Genomic DNA, 26001 nt, shown 5'->3' with positions numbered 1-26001 from the left:
AAATAAAAACTAAAAAAATAAAAAATATGAAAACTTGGTTAGACAAATGGAACCCTGAAGATGATGCTTTTTGGAATGCTGGCGGAAGTAAAATAGCTTGGAGAACGCTGATAATTACAACAATTACCTTAACATTATCGTTTGCCTCATGGTTTATGATGAGTGTTATTGCGGTAAAATTACCAGGGCTAGGATTTAATTTTTCTAAAGATCAGCTTTTCTGGCTGACAGCAATACCTGGATTAGCAGCTGGATTTTTGAGAATCATCCACACATTCTTGCTTCCTATATTTGGAACACGTCATATAGTATCTTTTGCTACGGCAATAAAATTAATCCCTGTAATCGGAATTGGTTTTGCGATTATGGATGTCAATACACCATTTTGGGTTTTTGCAGTTCTAGCCTTTACAACTGGTTTTGGCGGGGGAGATTTCTCTTCTTACATGCCAAGTACAAGTTTATTCTTTCCACAGAGACTAAAAGGAACTGCTCTTGGAATTCAGGCGGGAATAGGAAATTTTGGGGTTTCACTTGCACAATTTGTTACACCAATGATTATTAGTGTTGGAATTTTTGGAGCTTCAACAGTATTTACAAGTATCGATCCTAAAGAAACGGTGTCTGTTTTCCAGAATTCGTCAATTGAAAAACAAAAAGAAGTTTTTGCTACGCTGGATGCTGCTGTCCAAACTAAAATACTTTCTAATGTTAAGAAAAACGTTATTGATTCTGTAAGCACTGCGGTAAATTCTACTGATAATGTAGTTCTTTTTACTTCACTTCCTGTTAAAGCAAAAGCAAAAGCAATTGCCAATGCGAATCCAAAATTGGCAGAGAAAATATTAAATAATATTGAAGCCGAAAATCAAGCTGTAAAAAATAAACCAATTTATCTGCAGTCTGCAGCATTTTGGTTTGCACCTCTTTTGATTATTATGGCAATTGTAAGCTGGTTTTATTTAAGAAGTATTCCAATGAAAGCTTCTGTAAAAGAGCAATTGGATATCTTTTCAAATAAACATACTTGGTATTGTACGATAACTTATGTAATGACTTTTGGAACGTTTGCTGGGCTTTCTGCAGCATTTCCTTTGATGATTAAATTTTTGTATGGAGATTTTCCCAATGCACCAGATCCTTTAGTATATGCTTTTTATGGTCCGCTGATTGGTTCTGCAAGCCGAATTGCTTTTGGTTTTGTGGCTGATAAAGTAGGAGGCGCAATTTTAACTACTATTACTGGATTAGGAATTTTATCTGGAGCAATTATTTTGGTTACTCAAGGATTGGTTGCTCCTACAAGTATGGAACAATTTCCTCTTTTTGTAACGGTTATTTTAGCAATGTTCTTTTTTACCGGAGTTGGAAATGCAGGAACATTTAGACAATATCCAATTATTTTTAAAGAAAACCCACGTCAGGCGGCTGGAGTAATTGGCTGGACAGCTGCGATTGCGGCATTCGGACCATTTATCTTCTCTAAATTGATTGGAAATAATATTTCCGCCAATGGTACTGTAAATCAGTTCTTTATAGGTGTTGCTGTTTTTGCTATATTAGCTACAGGTATCAATTGGTGGTTTTACAATCGTAAAAATTGTGAAAAACCAAGTTAAATAAGTAATCATTAAAATAAAAGTTAAGGATGAAAAATAAAACATTTAATACCAAAGCTTTACTTTTTGCTTCGCTGGTTTCGATACTTACCATTGTGTTTGTATTTTACGGTTCGAGAGAATTACAAAACTTCGATGCAGCCCTGATAACTTATCTTTTCGGAACTGTATTTGCTTTCTTTGGAATCGTTTATCGATATTCAGTTTGGCTGCAGCGTCCTCCAACATGGATGTATTTTAAAAGAAGTTTAAAATTTCTTTTTACTGGAAAGATATTTTCACATCTCTGGTTTTTAGGAAAAGAATCGGTACAAAACATTGCTCTGCAAAAGTTTATATACCCGAGAAGTAAATACCGCTGGTTTGCTCATTTTTGTATAGCTCTGGGCTGTATTTCGGCTTTTGCAATTACAATACCGCTTACGTTTGGATGGATTCACTTTACATTGGCTCCTAATTCTATTTCCGTTTATGAAGCACATTTTTTTGGTTTCAAAATGATGGATTTTCAGATTGGATCGTTTTTAGCATTTTTAATTTTCCATGCTTTAAATTGGTCTTCATGGCTTGTAATAATTGGTTCGGTATATTATTTAAGAAGAAGATTAACCAACCCTGGATTAATTGCTACGCAGACTTTTGAAGGAGATTTATTGCCTTTGATTTTATTGATCGCGATTTCAGTTACAGGTTTATGTCTCACGTATTCCTATCAATTCATGAAAGGTTTTGCATATGACTTCTTAGCCGTGATTCATGCGGTAACTGTAATTATGTTTTTGATTTGGATTCCATTTGGAAAATTCTTTCATATTATTCAGCGTCCAGCACAAATTGGAGCCCATATTTATAAACAAGAAGGGATCAAAAAAGGAATGGCTGTTTGTCCGCATACTGGAGAAGAATTCGCGACAAAACTTCATATAAGCGATTTAAAAATTGTAACTAAAGAATTAGGTTTCGATTTTTCGCACGAAGATGGTACTTCGCATCTTGACTTAAGCCCTGAAGGGAAAAGATCACGTTTGGCGCAGGCACATTTAAAAGCCCGACTTGAAGGCGGAAATTTATTTGGATAATCTTTAATAGTTTCAGGTTTAAAGTTCCAAGTTTCAAGTTCGCACAAAACCTGAAACTTGAAGCTTGAAACAAAAAAATAATAAAAAGACATGGCAAAACTACCAGTAGAAATAGAAAAAATTATAGATGTTTTTGGACCGCATTTAAACTACTCGCCAATAGACGGATATGTAGGAAAAGATGAACCAGATGAGGTCGTAAAGACCCATTGCTGCTTTTGCGGTATGCAGTGTGGTATTCAGTTATTAGTCAAAGAAAATAAAGTGGTAGGCTTTGAGCCTTGGATGGAATTTCCTTTTAATGAAGGCCGTTTATGTCCAAAGGGAGTTCAAAGATATTTACAGAATAATCATCCAGACAGACTTTTGCACCCTATGCGAAGAGTTGAAGGCAAAGGATTCGAGAAAGTTTCTTGGGATGAGGCGATGGATAAAACAGTATCTGAAATAAAACGCATTCAGGACAAATATGGTAAACATGCTTTCTCAATGCTTTCTGGAGTTTCTTTGACCAACGAAAAAAGCTACTTAGTAGGAAAATTTGCCCGTGTAGCATTAAAAACCAGAAACTTAGATTATAACGGAAGACTCTGCATGGTAAGTGCTGGAGCTGGAAATAAAAAGGCATTTGGTTTGGATCGTGCCTCAAACAATTATTCTGATTTGGAATATGCTGAAGTAATTATTGTTACGGGAGCAAACATCAGCGAAACTTTTCCAACCTTAACACACTGGATTTGGAAAGCAAGAGATCGTGGTGCGAAATTGATTGTAATAGATCCGAGGATGATTCCGCTTGCCCGAACAGCAGACATACATTTAGATGTTCGTCCAGGAACAGATTCAGCTCTTTATGGTGCTATGCTTAAGTATTTGGCAGATCATGATATGTTGGATCACGATTTTATTGATAATTATACATCAGGCTTTCAAGAAACGATAGATGCTGTAAAAGATTATACTCTGGAATGGGCAGAAGAAATTACAGGAATAGATAAAAACAAAATTAAAGCTGCGGCCGAACTGTGGGGAAAAGCAAAAACAAGCTTTTTACTTCACGCACGTGGTATCGAACATCACTCAAAAGGAGTAGATAACGTTGTAGGCTGTATCAATCTAGTTTTGGCAACAGGAAGAATTGGTAAACCATATTGCGGTTACGGTACTATTACAGGGCAGGGAAATGGTCAGGGAGGAAGAGAACATGGTCATAAATGCGACCAATTGCCAGGAAACAGGGATATAGAAAATCCAGAACATCGTAAATATATTTCTGATGTTTGGGGAATTAAAGAAGAAGATTTACCACACACAGGACTTACTGCATATGAAATTATTGAAGCCATACACAGAGACGAAATAAAAGGATTAATTTCTATATGTTTTAATCCATTGGTTTCGCTTCCAAACAATAATTATGTAAGAGCAGCACTTGAAAAATTAGAGTTTTATGTATGTATTGATTTCTTTTTGAATGAAACGGCTAGACATGCTGATATTGTTTTGGCTGGTTCCTTACAAGAAGAAGAAGAAGGAACAACAACTTCTGCAGAAGGAAGAGTTATTAGAATCAGACAAGCTGTTACACCTCCGGGAGAAGCCAGAACAGACACTTCTATATTACTTGAAATTGCAGAACGACTTGGTGAAAAAGATAAGTTTACTTATAATAATAGTGAGGAAATTTTCAATGAATTAAGAGTTGCTTCAAAAGGAGGTACTGCAGATTATTTCGGGATTTCTTATAAAAAAATAGAAGATAATATGGGCGTTTTCTGGCCTTGTCCAACTGATGATCATCCAGGAACACCGAGATTGTGGGAAGATAAAAAGTTTAAAACTCCAGACGGGAAAGCGCATTTTAATCCGGCACCTTATAAATTACCAGGCGAAGTTACAGATGAAGAATATCCAATAACATTGACCACAGGGCGAGTGGTATCGCAATACTTAAGTGGAACACAAACACGAAGAATTGGGAAATTGGTAGATCAGTTTCCAGAACCAATGCTGGAAATTCATCCAGAATTAGCTTTGAAATACGGAATTAAACAACGCGAATTGGTAAGAGTTGTTACAAGACGTGGCGAAGGAATTTTTCCAGCAAATATTGTGGAAACCATTCGTAAAGACACTGTTTTTATCCCGTATCACTGGCCGGGAACAAAATCAGCCAATCAATTAACACCGGGAACTTTAGATCCAATTTCTAAAATTCCTGAGTTTAAAGTATGTGCCTGCTTATTAGATCCGCAAGGAACAATAGCGCCGCCTTCTAAGGAATCTGAAGCGTACGCAAGTGTTTAATCTATAAAATAAAATGAACTTATGAATTTGACAAATTTTAATACAAGCGAAGAGTTTTTTGTAGATATGCAGCGCTGCATTGGCTGTAAAGCATGTGAAATGGCCTGTGCCGAATGTGAAACAAACGGTCAGCAGACTTTAATAAGTGTTAATTACGTAGATCGTGCGTCAACAATTCAGACAACGGTACAAGTTTGTATGCACTGTGAAGACCCTGTTTGTGCCAATGTGTGCCCCGCGGATGCTATTTCTCAAGATGAGTTTGGAGTTGTACACACAGCAAGTACTGAAAGATGTATAGGATGTTCAAACTGTGTAATGGCCTGTCCTTTTGGTGTTCCTAAAAAAGTGGAGGAATATGATTTGATGATGAAATGTACCATGTGTTACGATAGAACCAGCGTTGGTAAAAAGCCAATGTGTGCAACAGTTTGCCCAAGTGGTGCATTGTTTTACGGTACTAGAGAACAAATCGAAGAAATGAGACCCAATAGTACACCAATTAATAATTTCATATTTGGTAAAGAAAAAGTAAAAACCAAAGTGAATATTATGATGCCAAAAGGAAGTACAGAATTAAGAATTTATTAAAAGTCGAGTCATGTCTAAAGAAGATAATTTAAATGAAAACTGGAAAAAAGATTTTCCAATAAAAAAACAAGAATCAACTCAGGTCAGCCGTCGAGATTTTGCGAAGTTCCTAACTTTTGTTTCCGGCGGCCTAATGGTCGGAAGTGGATTTGTAACAGCAAAAGCACTATTACTGCCAAAAAAAGAAGTCCAAGGTGAGCATTTTATCTGTAATAAAGAAGATGTTCCCGTAGGCGGTACCAGAGGTTTTGTTTTAGAAGGAAGTACAATTCCGTATATTTTAATCCATTTAGAAAATGGCGATTTTAGAGCTTATGAACAAAAATGCACGCATCTGTCCTGCTCCGTATTTTACAAACCCGGAACAGGGATTATTCACTGTCCATGTCATGAGGGCTCATTTGATGCCAATACTGGAGATGTTATAGCGGGACCGCCGCCGAGAGCTTTGCCGCAATTAGAAGTTATTTTTAAAGAAAATGCCGTTTTTGTAAAAGCATTAATAGAAAACAAAGACAGTTAGTTGATTATTAAAATTGTAAATTATGAGTACTTTCAGAAGAAGCCAAAATCGTTCTAATCCCAATAAACTGAACAATATATTATCAACGTTAATATTTATTTTAATATTAAATGTCAGCATTCAGATCTGGCTGCTGTATGCTTCTCTAAACAATGCATTAGATAATAATAAAGAAATCCTTATTCCGGCATTTATAGCTTCTGCAATTCTGTTTCTTATTGGTTTTGCCTGGCTGTATTATCTTCCGAAAGGAAACTTTAGAAAAAAATAAAATGAAATCGTTATTTTTAAATGGCTATTTTGTTTTTTTCTGAATCTATTTAAACTAATTACGTTAAATTTATATTTTTTAAGGATTTAAGATAAAAAATGAATTTAACTAAGTAAAAATACTTATTTTTGTATAAGTATTTTTTGCATTTAATATAGAACAATAATGATTAGAGTTGAAGAAGCAATAGCAATTGTTGAAGCAAACAGTACCAAAATGCCTGTAAAGCAGATTTCTGTTAGTAAAGCTTTAGGGTATGTTTTAGCAGAAAAAGTGATTTCGCCGATTAATATGCCTCCATTTCGACAATCTGCTATGGATGGCTATGCGTTTAAGCACAGCATTCGTCATCAATACGATATTGTTGGTGTTTCGCAGGCTGGGGATCACTCTAACATAAAATTAAAAACAACAGAAGCAATTCGAATATTTACTGGCGCTTTTGTTCCCGACAACGCAGATACTGTAGTGATGCAGGAACATGTAATGGCAAACAAAGAATCAATTTTGATCGCTGCCATGCCAGAGAAAAATACAAATGTGCGTCCGAAAGGAGAGCAGATTGCAAAAGGGGAAGTCGTTTTTGAAGCCAATACGTTGATTACTCCGGCAGCAATCGGATTTTTAGCAAGTTTAGGAATTATGACAATTGCTGTCTATAAAAAGCCTAAATCAGCTATTTTAGTAACTGGAAATGAATTGGTAAAACCAGGTCAGAAGTTAAAAAAGGGAAAAATATTCGAAAGCAATTCGGTCATGCTTCAGGCGGGACTTCAAACATTTGGATTAGAAAAAACTAAGGTTTACCGAGTAAAGGATAATTTGAAAGCGACTAAAAAAGCTTTAGAAAGTATTTTAAATAAGTTTGATATTGTTTTAATTTCTGGAGGTATTTCTGTAGGAGATTATGATTTTGTAAAAGAAGCACTGTTGCAAAATGATGTAAAAGAGCTTTTTTACAAGATAAATCAAAAACCTGGGAAACCTATGTTTTTCGGTTCAAAGAATGAAACTTTAGTTTTTGCCCTGCCAGGAAATCCTGCTTCGTCATTGACTAACTTTTACATTTATGTTGCCCCTGCAATTAAAAATAAAATGGGTTTTGCCGAAATTCACAAACCCAAATTGGTTCGTAAATTAAATGCAGATATTCAGAACACAACTGGAAAAACATTATTTTTAAAAGCTAAATACGACGAAACAAATGTTACAGTTCTAGATGGACAAAGTTCAGCAATGTTAAACACCTTCGCCGTTGCCAACAGTTTATTAATTGTACCGCAGGAAATAGAAGAATATAAAAAAGACGAATTGGTTACATTACTGCCAATTGATTGATAATTTTGATTTAAAAAAAATAATAAAAAGTATAAAAAATAGATTTTTGGTGTAGATGGCATAAAGCGGTGTGTAAATAAAAACATATAGCAAGATTGAAACCTGAAACAAATAAAACGATAAACAAAAAATGAACCTCTTAAACTCAGAAAATATAATCCTTTTTAGTTTTGCTTTACTAATTATTGCATTTTTATATTCGAGCGTAGGGCATGGCGGAGCTTCTGGTTATCTGGCATTAATGAGCATTTTTGCTTTTCCGATTTCTATTATGAAACCATCGGCTTTATTGTTGAATTTGTTTGTATCCAGTATTTCGTTTTTATTTTATTACAGAAAAAATTATTTCAAACCCAAACTGTTTTATCCTTTTGCGATAGCGTCAATTCCTGCCGCATTTATTGGAGGTTTTGTAACTTTAGACAATACGATTTATAAAATAATTTTAGGAATTGTATTGGTCTTTGCAGCTTTAAGATTGTTTGGCGTTTTTAATTTTAAAGAAAAGGAGGAAATAAAAATAAATCTTCCGTTTGCATTGGCGATTGGTTTTGCAATTGGATTGTTATCTGGAATGTTAGGAATAGGGGGCGGTATTATTTTAAGTCCAATTTTATTGTTTTTAGGATGGGCTTCTGTAAAAGAATCAGCTGCAATTTCGAGCTTGTTCATTTTTGTGAATTCGTTTGCTGGAATGTTGGGATTCTTTTTAGGAGGAAAAACCATTCCGATAGAAAGTTTTTATTTGGTACCCGTTGCAGTTATAGGAGGAATGTTGGGCGGATTTTATGGAAGCGGTTCTTTTTCTAACAAAACATTAAAAATGGTTTTAGGAACAGTAATTTTAATGGCAAGCATTAAATTGATTTTTCCGTAAGCGAATAAAAGAAACGTATAATTTGTCGTTCCTCTAAATGACAATGCTTGGGCAAAAACCTGAGGCTTGAAACAAAAAACTTGAAACAAAATGAAAACATTAACAGTATTTATTCTTTGCGGCGGAAAAAGTTCAAGAATGCAGTCAGAAAAAGGCTTGGTTTTGTTTCAGGGAAAACCATTTGTTGAACATATTATTCAGGCAATTTTGCCAATTTCAGATCAAATAAAATTGATAACTGGATCTAAAGAATATGATTATTTAGCGTATGAAAAAATTGAAGATTTAATTTTAGACAAAGGCCCGCTTGGTGGAATTTATACAGCATTATCGCATTCAGAAACCGAATTTAATTTGATTTTAAGCTGTGATATCCCACTAATTTCAACTGAGTTGCTGCAGGAATTAATTTCTAAACATACCAAAGAGGCTGGAATTACAGTTTTCGCTTCGGAAAGTAAAACACATCCGCTGATTGGAATTTATTCAAAAGAGATTCTTCCTGTAATTAAAGAAGCAATTGATTCTGACGAACTAAAAACGATGAATTTGCTGACAAAATTACCGCATCAGATTATTAATATAGAAGAAAGTAAAAATGTTCCTTTAACCAATATTAATTCGGCAGACGAATTAAACGACCTGAATATCAATTTAACTTAGAGATCATGCGAAATTTAAAAACACCAAAATTGACCATTGTGGGCGCAGGTCCGGGCGATGTCGAATTGATTACATTAAAAGCTGTTAAAGCTTTAGAAAGTGCGGACATTGTTTTGTATGATGCTTTGGTAAACGAAGAATTATTAGAGTATGCACCAAATGCAGAAATTGTTTTTGTTGGCAAACGTCTGGGTTGTCACGCTTATACACAAGATCAGATTAACGATTTGATTGTTTCTATGGCGAATCGTTACGGACATGTGGTACGTTTAAAAGGCGGCGATTCTTTTGTTTTTGGAAGAGGAAGTGAAGAAATCGATTATGCTGTTAAATTTGGTTTAGAAACAGCGGTTGTTCCTGGAATTTCTTCTGCGCTTGGCGTTCCAGCTGCTGCGGGAATCAGTTTGACACAGCGTAAAATTGCCGAAAGTTTTTGGGTCATTACAGGAACAACTTCAGATCATAAACTTTCAAATGATATTATGTTGGCTTCAAAATCGGCTGCGACTGTGGTTATTTTGATGGGAATGCATAAATTAGATGAAATTCTTTCAATTTATCAGCAAAACAGGAATGATGATCTGCCGGTTGCGATTATTCAAAACGGTACAAAAAATTCAGAGCAAAAAGTAATCGGAACCATAAGCACAATAGCAAAATTGGCAGCCGAAAAAAATATAGCATCACCCGCAATTATTGTGATCGGCGAGGTGGTAAAAAATACTTCAAAACTAACGGAGTATTTTCAGGAACATTTTGAGGATGAATTTATTTTTCAGAATTTAAATTTATAAAAATGATTGAGGTAAAATATTTTGGAGCTGTCGCTGAAAAAACAAAATGCGAATTTGAAAAATTGTCTTTTTCGGAAGAATTATCCCTGCAAAAACTCTTGCAGAATTTAGAAGAAAAATACCAATTCGAATCGCTTACTTTCAGCGTTGCAGTAAATCAGAAAATAGTTTCAAAAGCAAGTAGTTATACATTACAGACAACTGATGTTGTAGCTTTATTGCCGCCATTTGCAGGAGGATGATTTATGAATACAGATAAGAGATATAACAGACAAATCATACTTCCAGAAATCGGAACGGAGGGCCAGGAAAAATTAGCCAATGCCAAAGTTCTGGTTATTGGTGCCGGAGGTTTAGGCGCTTCTATTCTGCCATACTTGGCGGCGGCTGGAATTGGCGAAATTGGAATTGTTGATCATGATGTAATTGAAATTTCAAATCTGCATCGTCAAGTTATTTATAAAACTGCTGCCGTAGGAAAATCTAAAGCAGAAGAAGCCAAAGGAATGGTTTTGGAATTGAATCCAGAAATAAAAGTTACTGCTTTTGCTGAAAAATTGTCTGCAAAAAATGCCATTTCATTATTTGAAAAATACGATATCATTGTTGATGCAACAGATAATATTTCGATAAAATATTTAATAAATGATGCTTGTCTCGTTACGAATAAACCAATGGTTTATGGATCTATTTTTAGATTTCAAGGGCAAGTTTCGATTTTTAATTATCAAAATGGACCAACATACAGATGTTTGTATCCAGATGAAAAAGTGAATGCGTTAAATTGCGAAGAGGCTGGAGTAATTGGAATTACGGTTGGGATTATTGGAATGCTCCAAGCTAATGAGGTGCTTAAAATGATTCTACAAATTGGGAAAGTTTTAAATGGAAAAGTATTGGTTTACAATATTTTGAATAATGAACAGCAGAAATATGATTTTGAAAAAAGTTCAGAGTTTGAAATAAGCAAAGAAGATTTTGAAAAAAAATACAATTCATCTGAAAATCAAAATGCAGAAATCAAATTTGAATTAATTTGGAATGAAATAAGCAGTGATGAGGTTCTTTTTTTGGATGTTCGAAATAATGATGAATCGCCGAAAATCAGTTTGAAAAATCAAATACAAATTCCGTTGATGAATTTGGAAAGAGAAATTGAAAAACTGGATAAAAATCAAGTTATATATGTTTTCTGTCAGTCGGGAATAAGAAGTAAGATTGCTGTTGAATTACTGCAGAGACTTCAATTTAAAAATGTAAAAGGTATTGAAGGTGGTGCTTTGGCAATGAAAAAGTTATTAAAAGACGATAAAATTAAAGTTTAGTTTACATAATTAAAGATTTTTATCATGAAGAAAATATTTTTGATTTTACTGATGTTTTTCTTTTTTAGCTCATTTGTGAATGCACAAAAAACAGTTGATGCAACAGGGGAAACAGAGATTTATCTAGCCTATGAAAAAGCTGATAAAGAGCTTAATAAAGTTTATAATCAATTTAAGAAAAAATTGGGTTCTAAAGATCAGACCAATTTGATTAACTCTCAAAAAGACTGGCTGAAATTCAGAGATTCAAATTGTAAGTTCAAAAGTTATCCTGAAGGGGAAGGCGGCGTAACAGCAAATAAAATGTATGCGGATTGCAGAATGCAGTTAACAATAAGCAGAACGAATGAATTGAAAAGCTTACTAAATGGTTTCTAAAAATCCATTTTCATTTCCTATAATCTGTGGCAAAAAAATAAAAAATAATGAGTAAAAATGTATTTGTAGAAGGGCCAATTTCTCCAGAGTTTATTGCAGAATCGATTGCTAAGCATCAATCAAAACATACTATTGGGGCCCACAATATTTTTCTGGGTCAAGTTCGTGCAGATGTTATTCATGACAATACTGTCGTGGCGATCGATTATTCTGCTTATAAAGATATGGCTAATGAAGCTTTGCATGCAATTAGAGAAAAGGCATTTGCTAAATTCGATTTGACGTGCATGCACATTTACCATAGTTTGGGCGTTGTAAAAGCAGGCGAGATCTGTTTGTTTGTTTTTGTTTCTGCAACTCGCCGCAAACAAGTTTATGAAGCAACAGAAGCAATCGTAAACTGGATCAAAACTGATGTGCCGATTTTTGGAAAAGAAATGTTTGAGAACGACACATTCACTTGGAAACAAAATACCTAAGAAATAAAATGGTAGATATTACGCATAAAATAAGTACATTAAGAGAAGCAACAGCAACAGCAATTGTCAAAGTCAGCAGACAAGAAACTATTGAAGCTGTTGAGAAAAATCTTGTGCCAAAAGGGAATGTTTTAGAAATGGCAAAAACAGCAGGATTATTTGCGGTAAAAAACACACATTTATCCATTCCGGACTGTCATCCGCTTCCTATTGAATTTACAGCTGTTGATTACAAAATTGAAGGTCTGACGATTGAAATTATTTTTAAGGTAAAAACCGTTTATAAAACAGGTGTTGAGGTTGAAGCCATGCACGGCGCTTCGATCGTTGCATTAACGATGTACGATATGCTGAAACCGATCGATAAAGAAATCGAAATTTCGACTATAAAATTGATCAATAAAGAAGGCGGAAAATCGTCTTTTAAAAATAAATTTCCCAATACAATTAAAGCGGCAGTTTTTGTTTGTTCTGATTCAATCTTTGCCGGTGATAAGGAAGATCGTTCTGGAAAAGTTATTGTCGAAAAGTTAGATGCCTGCGGTGTTGAAACTTCGCATTATGAAATCATTCCAGACGAATTGGATATTATTCAGGAAAAAACAAAATCTTTTGCTAAAGAAAACCAGCTGGTTATTTTTACTGGCGGAACGGGTTTATCGCCGCGAGATGTAACTCCAGAAGCTTTAGAACCTTTGTTAGAAAGCAGGATTCCAGGAATTGAGGAAGCAATTCGTAATTACGGACAGCAAAGAATGCCTTATGCTATGTTGTCCCGAACAGTTGCAGGAACTTTAGGTAAAACGGTGGTTCTGGCTTTGCCGGGCTCTACAAACGGAGCGAGAGAATCTATGGATGCTGTTTTTCCGCATTTATTGCACGTTTTTCATATTTTAAAAGGAAAAAATCATGACAGCCTTTAACACTATTTTGACGGATGATTTTGGGCGAAAACACAATTATTTGCGTATTTCGCTGTTAGAGAAATGCAATCTGCGTTGTACGTACTGCATGCCTGCTGATGGAATTGCCTTGTCTCCTAAAGCCGATTTAATGACGGCCGATGAGATTTTTGCAATCGCCCAGACTTTCGTAGAAAATGGTGTTGATAAAATTAGATTAACAGGAGGGGAACCGCTTTTGCGAAAAGATTTTCCAGAAATTATTTCAAAATTATCCCATCTGAATATTGCGCTTTCTATTACAACCAATGGAATTTTAATAGATCGTCATATTCAGGCTTTAAAGCAGTTTAATGTTAGAAAAATCAATTTGAGTTTAGATACTCTGGTCGCATCAAAATTTCATTCTGTAACTCTTAGAAATCAGTTTGAAAAAGTGATTAGTAATCTTCATTTGCTTTTAAACAATGATTTTAAGGTAAAAGTAAATGTGGTTTTAATGAAAGGCTTTAATGAAAATGAAATTGTTGATTTTGTTCAGTTGACGCAGTTTTTGCCAATTTCAGTTCGGTTTATAGAATTTATGCCTTTTGCTGGGAACGAGTGGGACAGAAGTAAAATGGTTTCTCAAAAAGAGATTTTATCTCAATTAGAAAATACTTTTTCTAACGATCAAATTGAAAAATTAGAAGACGAAAAAAACTTTACAGCCAGAACTTATAAAATAAAAGGTTTTCAAGGTGATTTCGGAATTATCAGTTCTATTACAAATCCGTTTTGCGACAGCTGCAACAGAATCCGCCTGACGGCAAATGGAAAGATTAAAAACTGCCTTTTTTCGAACTCAGAAACAGATCTGCTGACGGCTTTTAGAAATGGGGAATCGATCACAGAATTAATTTCGAGTGCCATTCAAAGTAAAAAGAAAGTACGGGCAGGGATGGTGACAATTTCAGAAATAGATGATCCGCTGCTTCATTTTAATAATCGCAGTATGATTGCGATTGGAGGGTAGTTTTTTTTACGCTGCTGATTTCCAAAATAGTTTCATTTCGAACGAAAGAGAAATCTCTGCGGGAAAAGCCGCAAAAATTATCGATTTGCTTTGTGCAGCTTGCGGAAATTTTTCCTTCGTTCGAAATGAAAAAAGAATCTTTAAATTAGAATTTAGCCCTGAAACTTCGGGATAAAAATTAAAATTTAATCCCTTATTTTTTCTTTGTAGACTTGGATTTCTTTGCTTTCTTTTTGGATATTTTTTTAGCTTTGGCAGCAGCTTTTTTCTTTTTAGCCTTTTCTTTCTTTTTTTTGTCGGCCTTAAGTCTTGCTTTTTTAGCTTTTTGCAGTTTTTTGATAATCTTTTTTATAGCTTTCTCTTTCTTCTTTTCCTTCTCTTTTTTTGCTTTCAGTTTATCTTTCTTTTTGTCCTTAGATTTCTCTTTTGTCACTTTTAAAAGAGACAAATCGAGTTCACCGCTGATTTCTTCTACTGGTGGGCTGTTGTTTTCCTGAGTTTGAATTTCTACAATTTCAGAAACAATAGGTTCTGTTTTTTCGGCTGTAGCTGTTTTTTTTACAGTTGCTCTTGGTGCTCCTTTTACCGCGGCGCGTACAGGAGTTTTTGCGGCAGGTTTAACCGTTGCGGCAGGGGCTTTTGCAGCTGTTTTGGTAGTTCTTCTAACTGTTGTTTTAGCTTCAGGCTGAATTTCTGTAGTGTTTTCAACAACAGTTTCTGCCGGGGTATCTGCAGGCGTGTCAGGAGCCTTAACGGCTGGGGTTCTTGTTGTTCTTTTGATCATAATAATATATTTTTATTGAAGTAAAATAGATGAAAATTGAAAATTACTATTTAAGAAAAAGCATATTTCTTAAACATTAATTCAATGTTAAGCTAAATATACACAATATTTAAATACATTAATGTTAAGCTTTTCATAGAGATATTACTGTTCAACAGCTTCTAAAATCTTAAAATTACTCTTTGGCGCTTCACATAAAGAACAACAATAGGCAGCTGCTAGATTTTCAAACAAAATCCCCTTTGGAATACCTTGTGTCTCGTCACCATATTCAGAATTGTATAGAGTTAAACATTCCTGACATTGATAAATATCTATTTTAGTTTTTTCTTTTTTCTGCTGTTTTTCTGTTGTTTCGGGAATAAAATTTCCGAGTTCTTCAAAATATTTCCGACTTAATTCAATTAATATTGTTGGAAGTTCAAGCTTATCAATATCCTGCGAATGCACAATATATTCTCGGGTATTTGGGTCAAAATTCTTTGCAAACAATACGTTGTAAGTATCTCTGATTTTAATAGATTCTAAAGCTTCTGGAAGCTCATTTTTTTCGATAACAATCGAAGTAAAATAATGTCCGTCGCGGTTGTATTCTGAAATTCCGAAATTCAAACCGTAAGTACTGATGTCAAATTGATCGAGTGTACGCACCAAAAATGTTTTTAGGTTCAAAGCCCATTCCATTGCAACGGGTAAATGCCAGTTTAGTTCTAATAAAGAATGGCGGACGTTGATGCCTTTTTTACCAAGAAATTTTTCCCATTCTAGTTTTCGATCTTTTGGAATTCCTTTTATAATGAATGATTTCCAGGGTGTGATACAGATTTTTCCAATTTTGCATTCAAAACACAAATCGCACATTTCTTTAAGGAAGTCCAAATCATAAAGATTATTACGCCAGTACAATCCCAGCCAATATTGATCGATTCCCATGCGGTTCATGCCTTCATAATATGGAAAGGGGTAAAACGGTATGTTTAGAGGTTTGTCAATGGTTCGGTTGTTGGTGTCTAGTATTTCGCTGACCAGAGTAAAAAGCATATTGATATCGAGTGAATCTTCTTCAGTAAGCTTTTCAATTTCGTAATAGATTTTGGCCAAATCCCAGCTGTAAATTAAAACAGGATACACTTCTATACGGTCCCATTTTGGAAGTCTGATGTATAAATACCAATAATCTTCATGTTCTGAAGCTATAAAGTTTATGTGGCCAGTAAACAGCGGTACTAATTGCTGCTTTGGATCTGTAATATTGACTTTTAGTTTCGGCTGTTCTTTAAATTCTTCTAAAACATATAAAAACCGATTTCCTGTAAGCCAATTTGTATTTCTAAAAATATCGGTTGAGACGTAAGAAGAGACAATATTATTACCACTTTTTTGATCTGGATAAACAAAATGATGTTTGCCCAGCGTTGTTTTGTCTAACGTTTTAAAGCCTCTAGGGAAAATAATATCCTGTCTCGAACCAAATGAAATTGAATCCAGGCCTTGCTCAAAAGCAATGTCTACGACTTCTCGTAATTCTCCTGGCGAAATAACGCCTCCTTTTACTATTAATCTTGTTAGCTCCATTTTTTTAGTGTTCAGGTTTTCTTTGTTTAGGGTTTCAGGTTTCACGTTTCAGGTTTCAGGTTTGAGGTTTCACGTTTCAGGTTTCAAAACTTGAAACGTGAAACCTCAAACAAAAAATAACTATCGACATTTTGCGAGAATCTCTTTAACCTCTGTTTTACAGCTTCCGCACCCTAAGCCGGCGCCCGTATTTTTGCATAAATCAGTAAAATTACTCACACCGCTTTTTATTGTTTCTTCGATATTTCCAGATCCGACCTGACTGCAGGAACAAACTAATTTTCCGAGAACAGGTTTTGCGTTAGAACTTCCTCTCAAAAGTAAATTTCGTTTGTCTGATAATTCTATTTTGCTTTCGATCATCGTTTTAAATTCGGCAAACTCATTTTTGTCGCCCATTAAAATCGCACCCACCAAAAGATCATCTTTTACGATGCATTTTTTATAATACCTTTTTTTCAAATCCGAGAAAATAATTTCTTCATAAGAATCGTCATTTTCAGGAATCTCAATATCGCCGATACTGCACAGGTTAATGTCTTCTAGTTTTAAAATATTCATTAAAATAGAACCCTTGTAATAACTGCTGATATCTCCTGCTAAAAAGTTGGCCAAAATATCGGCTTGTTCTTCTGCAGCAGAAGTAATACCAAATAACTTATTGTTAAATTCTGCGATTTCTCCAATCGCAAAAATATTGGGATTAGAGCTTTGTAAATATTGATTGACCTTTACACCTCGTCCGCAGGCAAGGCCGCTTTCTCGGGCAATTTCAATATTCGGAATGGTGCCAATCGTATACACAATAGCATTTGCGGTGATTATTTTGCCGCTTTTTAGGGCAATTTCAATTTCATTTGGATTATCAGTTTCAAAAACGGTACTTACTTCATTATCAAAATAAATCTGAATATCCCGAAGCTGTACTTCTTCGGCCAGTAATTTGCTGGAAATTAAGTCCAATTGACGTTCCATTAAACGTGAGGCACGTTGAACGATTGTGGTTTTTACTTTTTTATGTTTTAACGCAGCGGCAAGTTCCAGACCTAGTAAACCGCCGCCGATTATGACAACATGCTGCTCTTCTGGAGGCAGATTAGTATTGTCTAAGTGTTTTTTTAAGCGGTCGGCATCTTCTTTTTTTCTCACTGTAAATCTTCCAGGTAAATGCAGCTGCGCATTTTCTGGAATAAACGGACGGCTTCCTGTTGCCAGTATTAACGAGTCGAAAGCGTGAATTTGGCCATTACTGTCTGTGATTGTTTTTTGATTAGGATTAATATTTTCAATCGCCACGCCGGCTTTCATCGTAATATTTAATTTATTGAAAGATTCTCCGTCTTTGACTTTTAATAATTGTTCCCAGCTAAATTCTCCAGTCATGTATTCTGGAAGCAGTACACGATTGTAAAACGGATTTATTTCATTAGAAAAAACAATAATCTCGTCTGTTGAATTGAATTCACGGTAATTTTGAATAAATCGAAATGAAGCAGCGCCGGCACCGACGATAGCAATTTTTTGAAACGGTTTTATGTATTTTACAATAGATACCGTAGTATATTTAAAATCGGGCTCTTTGGATATCGGATCGACAATCGTGTTCGTTAAATTATTGGTTCTGTTAAGGTCATTTTCTAATTGTTTTCCCCAATGCATGGGCAGAAAAACCACTTTTTCTTTTATAGAATCTGTAACTTTTGCTTTTACGCGAACTTCTCCATTTTTGCTTGTAACGGTAACAATATCACCATTTTTAATTTCATTTTTAAAAGCATCTATCGGATTTATTTCTAAAACAGGACTCGGGATATGAGTTAATAATCGGGATACTTTTCCCGTTTTGGTCATCGTATGCCATTGATCGCGAATTCTTCCTGTGGTTAAAATAAAAGGAAATGAAGCATCTGGCTGAACCGAAGTATTTTCTATCGAAACGGGCAGGTTAAAAATAGCTTTTTGTGAAGGGGTATAAAATTTTTTATCTGTAAACAAACGCGGCGTTCCTGGATGTCCGTAATCGGGAACAGGCCATTGAAATGTTCCTTCGCTTTTTAAACGATTATAATTTAGGAATGAAATGTCGATATTGGTGTTTTTTGTGAGCGCACAATGTTCTTTGTAAATCTCCTCGGCACTATTGAAATTGAAACCGTTAAAATTCATTTTTTTAGCAAAGCGGATGAGAATCTCAATGTCAGAAAGTGCTTCGCCAGGTGCATTTATTCCTTTTGGCAGAAACGAAATACGGCGTTCAGAATTGGTCATCGTTCCTTCTTTTTCGAGCCAGCCCGCAGCAGGAAGTAGTAAATCGGCAAATTTTGCAGTATCTGCATTGTGCGAAATATCCTGAACGACAACAAATTTCGCATTTTGAAGTGCTTTTTCTATTCGTCTAGAATCGGGTAAACTCACTAACGGATTGGTGCAGATAATCCAAACCGCTTTCATTTTTCCAGATTCCAAAGCTTCAAACATTTCTGTGGCGGTCAAACCCGGTTTGTCCGAGATTTCGTCGACGCCCCAAAAAGCAGCTACTTCTTTGCGATGTTCTGGATTGGCTATTTCTTTATGAGCAGCAAGTAAAGTTGCCATTCCCCCAACTTCACGTCCGCCCATTGCGTTGGGCTGGCCGGTTAATGAAAAGGGACCGGAACCGGGCTTTCCTATTTGTCCCGTCAATAAAGATAAATTTAATAAAGCGGTATTTTTATCAACTCCAACGGCACTTTGATTGAGCCCCATTGCCCAAAGCGAAATAAAACCTTTTGCTTTTCCAATAATATCAGCGGCAAGTTTAATATCGTTTACTGGAATACCACAGAGTTTGGAAGCTTTTTCTAACGAGGTGCTTAAAACTAAATCTTTATATTGTTTAAAATTTTCGGCATTGTTTTTTACAAAATCATGATCGACATATCCTTTTTCGATAATGCGTTTGGCGATTGCATGGTATAAAATAATATCGGAACCCGGAATAATCTGTAAATGTAAATCGGCAAAGGCAGCAGTATCGGTTCTTCTTGGATCAATACATATAATTTTGGTTTTCGGATTTTTCTCTTTGTGTTTTTCAATTCTTCGAAATAGAATAGGGTGGCACCAAGCCGGATTTGCACCGGTTATTAAAAACGTATCGGCCAGTTCGATATCGTCATAAGCAATTGGGACAGCGTCTTCTCCAAATGTTTTTTTATAGCCCACGACGGCCGAACTCATACAAAGTCGGGAGTTGGTGTCAATATTGTTGGTTTTAAGAAAACCTTTTACTAGCTTGTTAACTAAGTAATATTCTTCTGTTAAACATTGTCCCGAAATATAGAAACCCACGCTGTCAGGACCGTGTTTTTTTATAATAGAAGTAAAAACTGCTGCGGCACGGTCCAATGCTGTGTCCCAGCTTACCCTTTCCAGCGGATAGTTTTTACTGCCTCGCATTTCTGGATATAAAATTCGGTCAGACGTATCATTAACTACGTAGTGCAGATTCATTCCTTTAGAACATAACATTCCTTTGTTTACGGGATGATCTTTATCGCCCGTGACCATTACGCCATTTTTAGCATCATTGGTTACAATGATTCCACAGCCAACGCCGCAATAAGAACAAGTAGTTTTGATTTTGGTATTTTGCATTAGGATCCTGTTTAGTGATACTACCTTGTTAAATGATCTGACTTAAAAAGTACTTATGCAAAAATAAGTATTTTTACGTATTAATACTTAATTTGTAGATTTATTTTTTTATTTTTGATGAAAATAAATGAGTAACAACAAATTAGTTTTTAATCTGCTAAAATTTAAAGCTCATGAAAGAAGAACAAACAGTATGTTATTCCTGCACAAACGAAAATTGTTTTATAAAGAAGCATCTGCATTTAGAGCAGATGGCAGCATATATTTCAAAAAAACAAAATTTAATCTGTAAAAGATCGGATCGTTTTATTACAGAGGGCGCTCCTCTTAACGGACTTTATTTTATTTGTAAGGGAAAAGTAAAAACCGTGAAAACAGGAATTAATGGACGTGAACAAATCGTTCGTTTAACAAAGAATGGAGATATTATAGGTTTTCGCGGCTTCGGGACCAGTAAACGGTATCTTATTGGCGCTTATGCATTAGAGGATACTGTACTGTGCAATTTCAGCAACGAAACGATATTAGATATTTTAAAGCATGTTCCTGAATTTACGTATGCTCTAATGTTATTTTATGCTGATGAATTAAACAAGAGCGAAAACAATATCCGTAAAATTGCCCAAATGAATGTGCGAGAACGTGTGGTTGATTTATTGCTTTATATTCATCGTAAATTTGGTCAGATCAATGGTATAATTGATATTGAGCTTTCGCGAAAGGAAATAGCAGATTTTGCAGGAACTACAGAAGAACAGGCGATTCGGGTAATTTCTAGTCTTAAAAAAGAAGCGTTAATAAAAACTGAAGGAAAAAGAATCGGAATTTTAGATGTTACTCAATTAAAATCGGAGATTTTGGAGCATAAGTATTTTTAATAAGGTTCAGAGAGGCAAAGTTTTTAAAATCAATAAACTTATAATTATTTGGACAATATTTTTGTTAGAATATTCAAGAACTATTTTTAATATTTTTTTGACCATAGATCAGATGCATTACTTTTTTCTTCCCACAAATCGAATTACTGAACCTTTTCCATTATGAAATAAGCCTTCGTGCAGTTCGATTTCTTTTTCCTCCAATTCAATGATTTCATAATTCGGAAAATCATTTTGTATTTCTTCAATAGAAAATAAAGATTCAATATCTTTCGGCCCGCCTACTTTTTCATTTATGGCTAAATACTCCAGATGCTTTTTGCTGAAAGCCTCAAAAATAATAATACCGCCTTTTTTTAAAAGTGAATCAAGCTGTTGGTGAATCGCTGCTTTAATTACTGCCGGAAAATGTGCATAGATCAAAGCAATGGCATCGAATTCTTCAGGCTGATAGCTTAGAGTCTCCAATTCACCAATTTGATAATCAATAGAGACATTATTTGTTTCTGCAAGTTTTAATGCTTTGTTTTTTCCTTCGGCACTAATATCAAAAGCAGCCACTTTCCAGCCCAATTTTGCTGCGAAAACGGCGTTTCTTCCTTCGCCTTCGGCAGGAAAAAGAATTGATCCGTGTTGTAGTTTTTCTATTTGTTCTTTTAAGTAATTGTTTGGTTGTTCGCCGTATGCAAATTCTTCGCTGCTGTAGCGATCGTCCCATCGCTGAGTCCAGTTGTTCATCAGTTTTTTTTAAAATGGGTTAGCCTAGTCTATATTCTTTAATTTCAACCTTTTCTCTGTCTACAACTACAATTCCAAAATGATTAGCAAAATTTGAATTTATTCTTTCAAATTTTCCAAGTGACAGCATCTTGGTATTTATTTGTCTTCCATCTGCAAAATCCTCGTATATTATAACAGGCAATGGTTTGTAATTTGGTGTTGATTTAATGAAATTAATAAAAAAGTAGGGATCTAAATCTCCGAATTCAAGACTGAAAACAAGTGAAACTTCAATTGTTTGACCTGTTTTTTGATTTTCAAAACCGCAATGAAAACCATGTAAACTATACCGCCAATCCTTCATTTTACCAATTTGTCTGTTGTCCTTTTTAAAATCATTAAATGTTATCCATGGACAATCTGGATTAATACTTATTTTAAATTTTTCTGCTAATTCAAAAATTAACTCTTTAGCTAATTTTCTATAATCTTTTGCACAGTTTTCGAAGAAATCCTGATTTTCTTCAATTTCTTGATCTGTAATTAATTTAGCAATATTAATTTCTGGATTTAAAGCATGAATTCCAATCTGAAAACCTGGTAGTTGTTTTTTTAAATTTTGACCAATAGACTCGCGTTGATTTTGGACAGAATCTTTAAAAATAATTTTCAAGATTTTGCTTCTGGGTAGTTTTTTGATTGCCTCTAAAGAAGGAATCTGATCAATTGAGTTTATCGTTATTATTTCTGTCTCTCTTTCCAACATCTTAATTCATGTAATTCATTAAAACTAGCATTTTGACCAATCAAATATATTAATAAAAAAGCTCTTTCTAAAAATAGAAAAAGAGCAGTTATTAGGTGTGCTATTAGTTTAAATTTCGGATTGCAGTTATTCCTAACCAACAAGTGTTGTTGTGCCACAATTGATATCGATTTCTGCAAAATGATGTTTTCCGATTACGATAAGGAGTTTGTTTGAATTATATCCTACATATCGTATTTGAGGTTCACCTTTTTTAGGTTCTCCGCAAACAGAAATTACATTAGTCTGCCATTTTAATTTACTTCTTTTATAAGCAGAAATTGTTTGTAAATCATTTTCAACATAGTAAACAATGTTGTTTTTCTTGATTCCTCTTTTTTGCGTCTTAGCAAAATTTATTTCTGAGTTTTTTGAAATTAAAGCATCATTGAATTTTTGAGCAATGCCGCTTTGGGTCACCATAAAGGTTAACATTGACAATTTTAAGAATGGTTTCATTAGGATAGAATTGGGGGTTCATAATCGGTTCAAATATAATTAATTACATGGATAAAATGCATTTTATAACAATAAAAAAAATACCCTTTTCCGAAATAGGAAAAGGGTAAAATATTTGAATTAATTTTGAAGAAAAACTATTTTTTCCAGCTAAAAATTCTCGGATTAACAGAAACCATCAGCCAAGCCCAATTGTTGGCATGATTTGCTTCTCCGTTTTTAATGAATTCTAACGTTTTAGAACCAAACATTTGAGAATAACCTCCTGAAACGGTGATGTCTTTTTTGAAATTATATCCAAAAGTCAAATCTACTTCAGTTCCTAAATACGAATCCATTTTTCCGCTTGTAGGATTTATTACATCGGCTGCGCTTAAGAATACGTGCGGCATTAATGCAAACTGCCATTTGTTTACGTTGTAATTAAATTTTAAGAATGCATCTTGTAAACCAACGTTGTTTAAGTGATTTCCAACATAGAAATAATCCATATAACCGTTAAAAGCATGGTTTGTTCCAAATATTGGGGTAAAAGATTTGATTACAGAACTGCCGTCATTCCTGTCTTTTCCAGAAAGTAACTCATATCCTAAGCCGGCTTTAAATGAAGAACTTATGCTGTAGCCAAAATTTGCGGCAACGTTATAGGCACTCACTTGTGCATCGCTGCTTTTTCCTGTTTGTCCGTACACCCAAAAATTACTGTCTATTTTATCTGTTTTATACGTAAGGTATGTACCAAAAGTTTGCTTGTAGCTTAATAGTAATTCAGGATTGTCTATTCTGGTATATTCGTACCCAGTATTCAATAATAATAAACTTGCGCCAAGCTTATTAAAATTAGTGTGATACCATGCATATTGAAGCGTTTTATAACTGTTTACATCATAAGGTGTCTGCACCGTATTTTCGGCTGTAGAGTTATAAGCGCCTCCCAGATCTAATTGGTTTTTTGCATCATGGTAAGTAACTGTCAAAGCATCGTGGCTTTGTGCCTGCTGCCCCCAGTCTTGTTCTCCAAAGATACGCTGATTGTCATAAGAGAGTACTTGACGCCCCATTCTGGCACTCCATTTTTCTGTGAAGTTGTATTGTGCCCAAGCTTCAAAAACGGCAACTCCATTTTTGTCTGCAGTAGCTGTTGGAGCTACATCTCCCCAAGTTCTGGTATTTTGCAATGTTAATTTTACAAGCAGGTCTTCTTGTTTGTAATTAAAATTTAACCTGGAACGCTGTGAGATTTGCGATGTTCCTTTTTCACCTTCTTTTAGAAGTGATTTGTATCCGTTTCGGTATTCAAAACGCGGTCTAATTTGTAAGTTTACGTCTAATTCCTGCGCTTGAAGATCGAAAGTTAATCCTACAAAGAGTACGAATAACAGTTTTAGTCTTTTCATAATAGTATTATGTATTTAAAGCTGCTAAATTATAAGAAAAAGATTTCAATGTATATGATTTAAATCATTTTTTCTAATCATTTTTTAATCTTTTGTTAATTTGTCTGTAACTGCATTGTAAGTGATTGCTTTTCAGTACTCATTCTTGTTATCGTATAGTGCATCCAAACCAGACATAGTACCGAAAACAGAAGAATAAAAATCCATGAACTGGACCAGATTCCTGTTGCTGTCAAGAGATATCCAAAAATAATAGGGCCAAAGAAACCTCCCAATCCGCCGATCATGCCGACCATACCGCCTACAACGCCGACTTCATTTGGGAAATATTCGGGTATGTGTTTGTAAACTGCAGCTTTTCCTATTCCCCATGAGATTCCAATTAAGATTACAAGAATGAGGAAAACCCACATGTTGGCGTCAAATTTGATCACAGTGATTCCTTTTGCCAGAAGTTCTTTTTTCTTTACGTTTTGGTTTTGCTGTACCACAATTTGCTGCCATGAAGTTTTGGTCGGGAATATTGTATTTTGAGCATTGTTTTCTGTTTTCTGTGCTACAGCAAAATCAGTTTCACCAAGTTTAATATTGTTATTGGTAACAGTGGTTATAGTTCCTTTTTTAGTTGCCAAAACCCCAGGGCCAGTGGTTGTGATTTCCATTTTCGGAATGGATAATAGTGCACTCAAAATAACTGAAGATCCTAAAACCCAGTACATGACTTTTCGTGCTCCAAATTTATCCGATAAATAACCTCCAAAAGCCCTGATCACTCCAGACGGAAGACTAAAGAGGGTCGCAAACAAACCGCCCATTACCAAACTGGTCTGATAAACGTTCATAAAATTTGGCAGCAGCCATTGTGAATAGGCCACAAAACAGCCAAAAACCAAAAAGTAATAAGCTCCAAAACGCCAAACTCGTGCTGATTTTAAAGGAGTAAGCATTTGGGAAATTGTTTTGGTATTATTTTCGGCTTTTTTATTTTGAGTAAAAATTAAAAAAGCAATGCCTATTACAACAAGTGAGACAGCATAAATAACAGGAAGTATTTTCCAGCCATTTTGCGGATCATCAACAGAAAAATGATTTAATAATGAAGGCGCTATAAAAGTGGTAATTGCTGCTCCGGCATTTCCCATTCCGAAAATTCCTAAAGCGCGTCCCTGCCATTCTTTTGGATACCATATTGAGGTATAGCCAATTCCGACAGCAAAACTAGTGCCTACCATGCCAAAGAAAAAACTAAGTACAGCAAACATTAAAAAACTATCGGCATAAGGAAGAAGAAAAAGTGGAATTGAAGAAAGTAATAATAAAAGGGAAAAGACGTATTTGCCCCCAAATTTATCAGTTAAGATTCCAATTGGCAAACGCATAATAGATCCTGTGAGAATTGGAATTCCAAGAAGCCATCCCACTTGAACAACACTCCAGTGGAAAATTCCGTTATCGACTAAAAAAGTTACCAAAACGCCGTTTAACGTCCAGCAGGCAAAACACACAGTAAAGGCCAATGTGTTCAAAAATAAAATTTTGTGTGATTGCGATAATGAGTTTGTATTTTTCATAGCACTTATATTTTT

At 34.9% G+C, this 26001-nt stretch carries 25 protein-coding genes; 17 read left to right on the top strand and 8 right to left on the bottom strand.

The annotated features are described in order from the left end of the window. Positions 1-26: 26 nt before the first annotated feature. The 16 genes from C4F50_RS16965 to moaA all read left to right on the top strand — a co-directional run bounded on the left by C4F50_RS16965 (position 27) and on the right by moaA (position 14161). The gene (locus C4F50_RS16965) at positions 27-1619 is read left to right on the top strand and encodes a NarK/NasA family nitrate transporter (protein WP_194139841.1); all 1593 of its coding nucleotides are present in this window, start codon (positions 27-29) and stop codon (positions 1617-1619) included. A gap of 29 nt (positions 1620-1648) precedes the next feature. After that, positions 1649-2698 (top strand): MFS transporter, encoded by a 1050-nt coding sequence (locus C4F50_RS16960; protein WP_194139840.1) that lies wholly within the window; start codon positions 1649-1651, stop codon positions 2696-2698. A 90-nt stretch (positions 2699-2788) separates the two neighbouring features. After that, positions 2789-5005, top strand: a complete 2217-nt coding sequence (locus C4F50_RS16955) for a molybdopterin oxidoreductase family protein (protein WP_194139839.1) — start codon at positions 2789-2791, stop codon at positions 5003-5005. A gap of 21 nt (positions 5006-5026) precedes the next feature. After that, entirely contained in the window at positions 5027-5596 is a 570-nt protein-coding gene (locus C4F50_RS16950; protein ID WP_125720391.1) for a 4Fe-4S dicluster domain-containing protein, read from the top strand. A gap of 10 nt (positions 5597-5606) precedes the next feature. Further along, on the top strand, positions 5607-6119 hold the full coding sequence (locus tag C4F50_RS16945) for a Rieske (2Fe-2S) protein (RefSeq protein ID WP_194139838.1): 513 nt from the start codon (positions 5607-5609) through the stop codon (positions 6117-6119). Between the two features lie 22 nt (positions 6120-6141). After that, complete coding sequence (locus C4F50_RS16940; RefSeq protein WP_194139837.1) at positions 6142-6390, top strand: DUF6755 family protein; 249 nt, start codon at positions 6142-6144, stop codon at positions 6388-6390. 165 nt (positions 6391-6555) lie between these two features. Continuing rightward, positions 6556-7728, top strand: a complete 1173-nt coding sequence (locus C4F50_RS16935; protein WP_194139836.1) for a molybdopterin molybdotransferase MoeA — start codon at positions 6556-6558, stop codon at positions 7726-7728. A gap of 130 nt (positions 7729-7858) precedes the next feature. Continuing rightward, complete coding sequence (locus C4F50_RS16930; protein WP_194139835.1) at positions 7859-8605, top strand: sulfite exporter TauE/SafE family protein; 747 nt, start codon at positions 7859-7861, stop codon at positions 8603-8605. A gap of 90 nt (positions 8606-8695) precedes the next feature. Then, positions 8696-9268 carry a molybdenum cofactor guanylyltransferase gene (locus C4F50_RS16925; RefSeq protein ID WP_194139834.1) on the top strand — a complete coding sequence of 191 codons (573 nt, stop codon included), beginning with the start codon at positions 8696-8698 and terminating at the stop codon, positions 9266-9268. A gap of 5 nt (positions 9269-9273) precedes the next feature. Continuing rightward, positions 9274-10062 (top strand): uroporphyrinogen-III C-methyltransferase, encoded by a 789-nt coding sequence (gene cobA, locus C4F50_RS16920; RefSeq protein ID WP_194139833.1) that lies wholly within the window; start codon positions 9274-9276, stop codon positions 10060-10062. A gap of 2 nt (positions 10063-10064) precedes the next feature. Beyond that, positions 10065-10304 carry a MoaD/ThiS family protein gene (locus tag C4F50_RS16915; RefSeq protein ID WP_194139832.1) on the top strand — a complete coding sequence of 80 codons (240 nt, stop codon included), beginning with the start codon at positions 10065-10067 and terminating at the stop codon, positions 10302-10304. 3 nt (positions 10305-10307) lie between these two features. Then, positions 10308-11387 (top strand): HesA/MoeB/ThiF family protein, encoded by a 1080-nt coding sequence (gene moeB, locus C4F50_RS16910; protein WP_194139831.1) that lies wholly within the window; start codon positions 10308-10310, stop codon positions 11385-11387. Positions 11388-11411: 24 nt separating this feature from the next. After that, positions 11412-11765 (top strand): lysozyme inhibitor LprI family protein, encoded by a 354-nt coding sequence (locus C4F50_RS16905; RefSeq protein ID WP_194139830.1) that lies wholly within the window; start codon positions 11412-11414, stop codon positions 11763-11765. 47 nt (positions 11766-11812) lie between these two features. Next, the gene (locus C4F50_RS16900) at positions 11813-12244 is read left to right on the top strand and encodes a molybdenum cofactor biosynthesis protein MoaE (protein WP_194139829.1); all 432 of its coding nucleotides are present in this window, start codon (positions 11813-11815) and stop codon (positions 12242-12244) included. Positions 12245-12252: 8 nt separating this feature from the next. Further along, positions 12253-13167 carry a bifunctional molybdenum cofactor biosynthesis protein MoaC/MoaB gene (gene moaCB, locus C4F50_RS16895; protein WP_194139828.1) on the top strand — a complete coding sequence of 305 codons (915 nt, stop codon included), beginning with the start codon at positions 12253-12255 and terminating at the stop codon, positions 13165-13167. Then, positions 13154-14161, top strand: a complete 1008-nt coding sequence (gene moaA / locus C4F50_RS16890) for a GTP 3',8-cyclase MoaA (RefSeq protein WP_194139827.1) — start codon at positions 13154-13156, stop codon at positions 14159-14161. Before moaCB ends, moaA begins: the two co-directional genes overlap by 14 nt. 193 nt (positions 14162-14354) lie before the next feature. Here the strand turns inward: moaA and C4F50_RS16885 are convergent, their stop codons facing one another. The 3 genes from C4F50_RS16885 to C4F50_RS16875 all read right to left on the bottom strand — a co-directional run bounded on the left by C4F50_RS16885 (position 14355) and on the right by C4F50_RS16875 (position 20156). Beyond that, positions 14355-14945, bottom strand: coding sequence for a hypothetical protein (locus tag C4F50_RS16885; RefSeq protein ID WP_194139826.1), 591 nt, complete (start codon positions 14943-14945; stop codon positions 14355-14357). 144 nt (positions 14946-15089) lie between these two features. After that, positions 15090-16520 (bottom strand): rubredoxin, encoded by a 1431-nt coding sequence (locus C4F50_RS16880; protein WP_194139825.1) that lies wholly within the window; start codon positions 16518-16520, stop codon positions 15090-15092. Positions 16521-16640: 120 nt separating this feature from the next. Continuing rightward, positions 16641-20156: a nitrate reductase gene (locus C4F50_RS16875; protein ID WP_194139824.1), complete on the bottom strand. Its 3516-nt coding sequence runs from the start codon at positions 20154-20156 to the stop codon at positions 16641-16643. A gap of 173 nt (positions 20157-20329) precedes the next feature. Here C4F50_RS16875 and C4F50_RS16870 point away from each other — a divergent pair, with 173 nt between their 5' ends. Then, on the top strand, positions 20330-21034 hold the full coding sequence (locus tag C4F50_RS16870; protein ID WP_194139823.1) for a Crp/Fnr family transcriptional regulator: 705 nt from the start codon (positions 20330-20332) through the stop codon (positions 21032-21034). 117 nt (positions 21035-21151) lie between these two features. On the opposite strand, the gene C4F50_RS16865 is transcribed toward C4F50_RS16870, so the two are convergent. The 5 genes from C4F50_RS16865 to C4F50_RS16845 all read right to left on the bottom strand — a co-directional run bounded on the left by C4F50_RS16865 (position 21152) and on the right by C4F50_RS16845 (position 25986). After that, positions 21152-21772 carry a class I SAM-dependent methyltransferase gene (locus tag C4F50_RS16865; RefSeq protein WP_228012066.1) on the bottom strand — a complete coding sequence of 207 codons (621 nt, stop codon included), beginning with the start codon at positions 21770-21772 and terminating at the stop codon, positions 21152-21154. Positions 21773-21791: 19 nt separating this feature from the next. Next, a complete protein-coding gene (locus C4F50_RS16860; protein ID WP_228012065.1) occupies positions 21792-22427 on the bottom strand; it encodes a DUF6896 domain-containing protein in 636 nt (211 codons plus the stop codon). A 225-nt stretch (positions 22428-22652) separates the two neighbouring features. Further along, positions 22653-23018: a hypothetical protein gene (locus C4F50_RS16855; protein ID WP_194139822.1), complete on the bottom strand. Its 366-nt coding sequence runs from the start codon at positions 23016-23018 to the stop codon at positions 22653-22655. A 137-nt stretch (positions 23019-23155) separates the two neighbouring features. Further along, complete coding sequence (locus tag C4F50_RS16850; protein ID WP_194139821.1) at positions 23156-24415, bottom strand: alginate export family protein; 1260 nt, start codon at positions 24413-24415, stop codon at positions 23156-23158. A gap of 95 nt (positions 24416-24510) precedes the next feature. Continuing rightward, positions 24511-25986, bottom strand: a complete 1476-nt coding sequence (locus C4F50_RS16845) for an MFS transporter (RefSeq protein WP_194139820.1) — start codon at positions 25984-25986, stop codon at positions 24511-24513. Between the last annotated feature and the right edge of the window lie 15 nt (positions 25987-26001).

The sequence above is a fragment of the Flavobacterium hungaricum genome (genome assembly GCF_015182285.1).
GTDB classification, from domain to species: Bacteria; Bacteroidota; Bacteroidia; order Flavobacteriales; family Flavobacteriaceae; genus Flavobacterium; species Flavobacterium hungaricum.
This window is presented reverse-complemented; position numbering and strand designations above follow the sequence as displayed.

What these genes read in the sequence shown, in the direction of transcription:
- C4F50_RS16965 (WP_194139841.1), top strand. Translation starts at nt 27, where the DNA reads ATGAAAACTTGGTTAGACAAATGGAACCCTGAAGATGATGCTTTTTGG.
- C4F50_RS16960 (WP_194139840.1), top strand. Translation starts at nt 1,649, where the DNA reads ATGAAAAATAAAACATTTAATACCAAAGCTTTACTTTTTGCTTCGCTG.
- C4F50_RS16955 (WP_194139839.1), top strand. Translation starts at nt 2,789, where the DNA reads ATGGCAAAACTACCAGTAGAAATAGAAAAAATTATAGATGTTTTTGGA.
- C4F50_RS16950 (WP_125720391.1), top strand. Translation starts at nt 5,027, where the DNA reads ATGAATTTGACAAATTTTAATACAAGCGAAGAGTTTTTTGTAGATATG.
- C4F50_RS16945 (WP_194139838.1), top strand. Translation starts at nt 5,607, where the DNA reads ATGTCTAAAGAAGATAATTTAAATGAAAACTGGAAAAAAGATTTTCCA.
- C4F50_RS16940 (WP_194139837.1), top strand. Translation starts at nt 6,142, where the DNA reads ATGAGTACTTTCAGAAGAAGCCAAAATCGTTCTAATCCCAATAAACTG.
- C4F50_RS16935 (WP_194139836.1), top strand. Translation starts at nt 6,556, where the DNA reads ATGATTAGAGTTGAAGAAGCAATAGCAATTGTTGAAGCAAACAGTACC.
- C4F50_RS16930 (WP_194139835.1), top strand. Translation starts at nt 7,859, where the DNA reads ATGAACCTCTTAAACTCAGAAAATATAATCCTTTTTAGTTTTGCTTTA.
- C4F50_RS16925 (WP_194139834.1), top strand. Translation starts at nt 8,696, where the DNA reads ATGAAAACATTAACAGTATTTATTCTTTGCGGCGGAAAAAGTTCAAGA.
- cobA (WP_194139833.1), top strand. Translation starts at nt 9,274, where the DNA reads ATGCGAAATTTAAAAACACCAAAATTGACCATTGTGGGCGCAGGTCCG.
- C4F50_RS16915 (WP_194139832.1), top strand. Translation starts at nt 10,065, where the DNA reads ATGATTGAGGTAAAATATTTTGGAGCTGTCGCTGAAAAAACAAAATGC.
- moeB (WP_194139831.1), top strand. Translation starts at nt 10,308, where the DNA reads ATGAATACAGATAAGAGATATAACAGACAAATCATACTTCCAGAAATC.
- C4F50_RS16905 (WP_194139830.1), top strand. Translation starts at nt 11,412, where the DNA reads ATGAAGAAAATATTTTTGATTTTACTGATGTTTTTCTTTTTTAGCTCA.
- C4F50_RS16900 (WP_194139829.1), top strand. Translation starts at nt 11,813, where the DNA reads ATGAGTAAAAATGTATTTGTAGAAGGGCCAATTTCTCCAGAGTTTATT.
- moaCB (WP_194139828.1), top strand. Translation starts at nt 12,253, where the DNA reads ATGGTAGATATTACGCATAAAATAAGTACATTAAGAGAAGCAACAGCA.
- moaA (WP_194139827.1), top strand. Translation starts at nt 13,154, where the DNA reads ATGACAGCCTTTAACACTATTTTGACGGATGATTTTGGGCGAAAACAC.
- C4F50_RS16885 (WP_194139826.1), bottom strand. Translation starts at nt 14,945, where the DNA reads ATGATCAAAAGAACAACAAGAACCCCAGCCGTTAAGGCTCCTGACACG.
- C4F50_RS16880 (WP_194139825.1), bottom strand. Translation starts at nt 16,520, where the DNA reads ATGGAGCTAACAAGATTAATAGTAAAAGGAGGCGTTATTTCGCCAGGA.
- C4F50_RS16875 (WP_194139824.1), bottom strand. Translation starts at nt 20,156, where the DNA reads ATGCAAAATACCAAAATCAAAACTACTTGTTCTTATTGCGGCGTTGGC.
- C4F50_RS16870 (WP_194139823.1), top strand. Translation starts at nt 20,330, where the DNA reads ATGAAAGAAGAACAAACAGTATGTTATTCCTGCACAAACGAAAATTGT.
- C4F50_RS16865 (WP_228012066.1), bottom strand. Translation starts at nt 21,772, where the DNA reads ATGAACAACTGGACTCAGCGATGGGACGATCGCTACAGCAGCGAAGAA.
- C4F50_RS16855 (WP_194139822.1), bottom strand. Translation starts at nt 23,018, where the DNA reads ATGAAACCATTCTTAAAATTGTCAATGTTAACCTTTATGGTGACCCAA.
- C4F50_RS16850 (WP_194139821.1), bottom strand. Translation starts at nt 24,415, where the DNA reads ATGAAAAGACTAAAACTGTTATTCGTACTCTTTGTAGGATTAACTTTC.
- C4F50_RS16845 (WP_194139820.1), bottom strand. Translation starts at nt 25,986, where the DNA reads ATGAAAAATACAAACTCATTATCGCAATCACACAAAATTTTATTTTTG.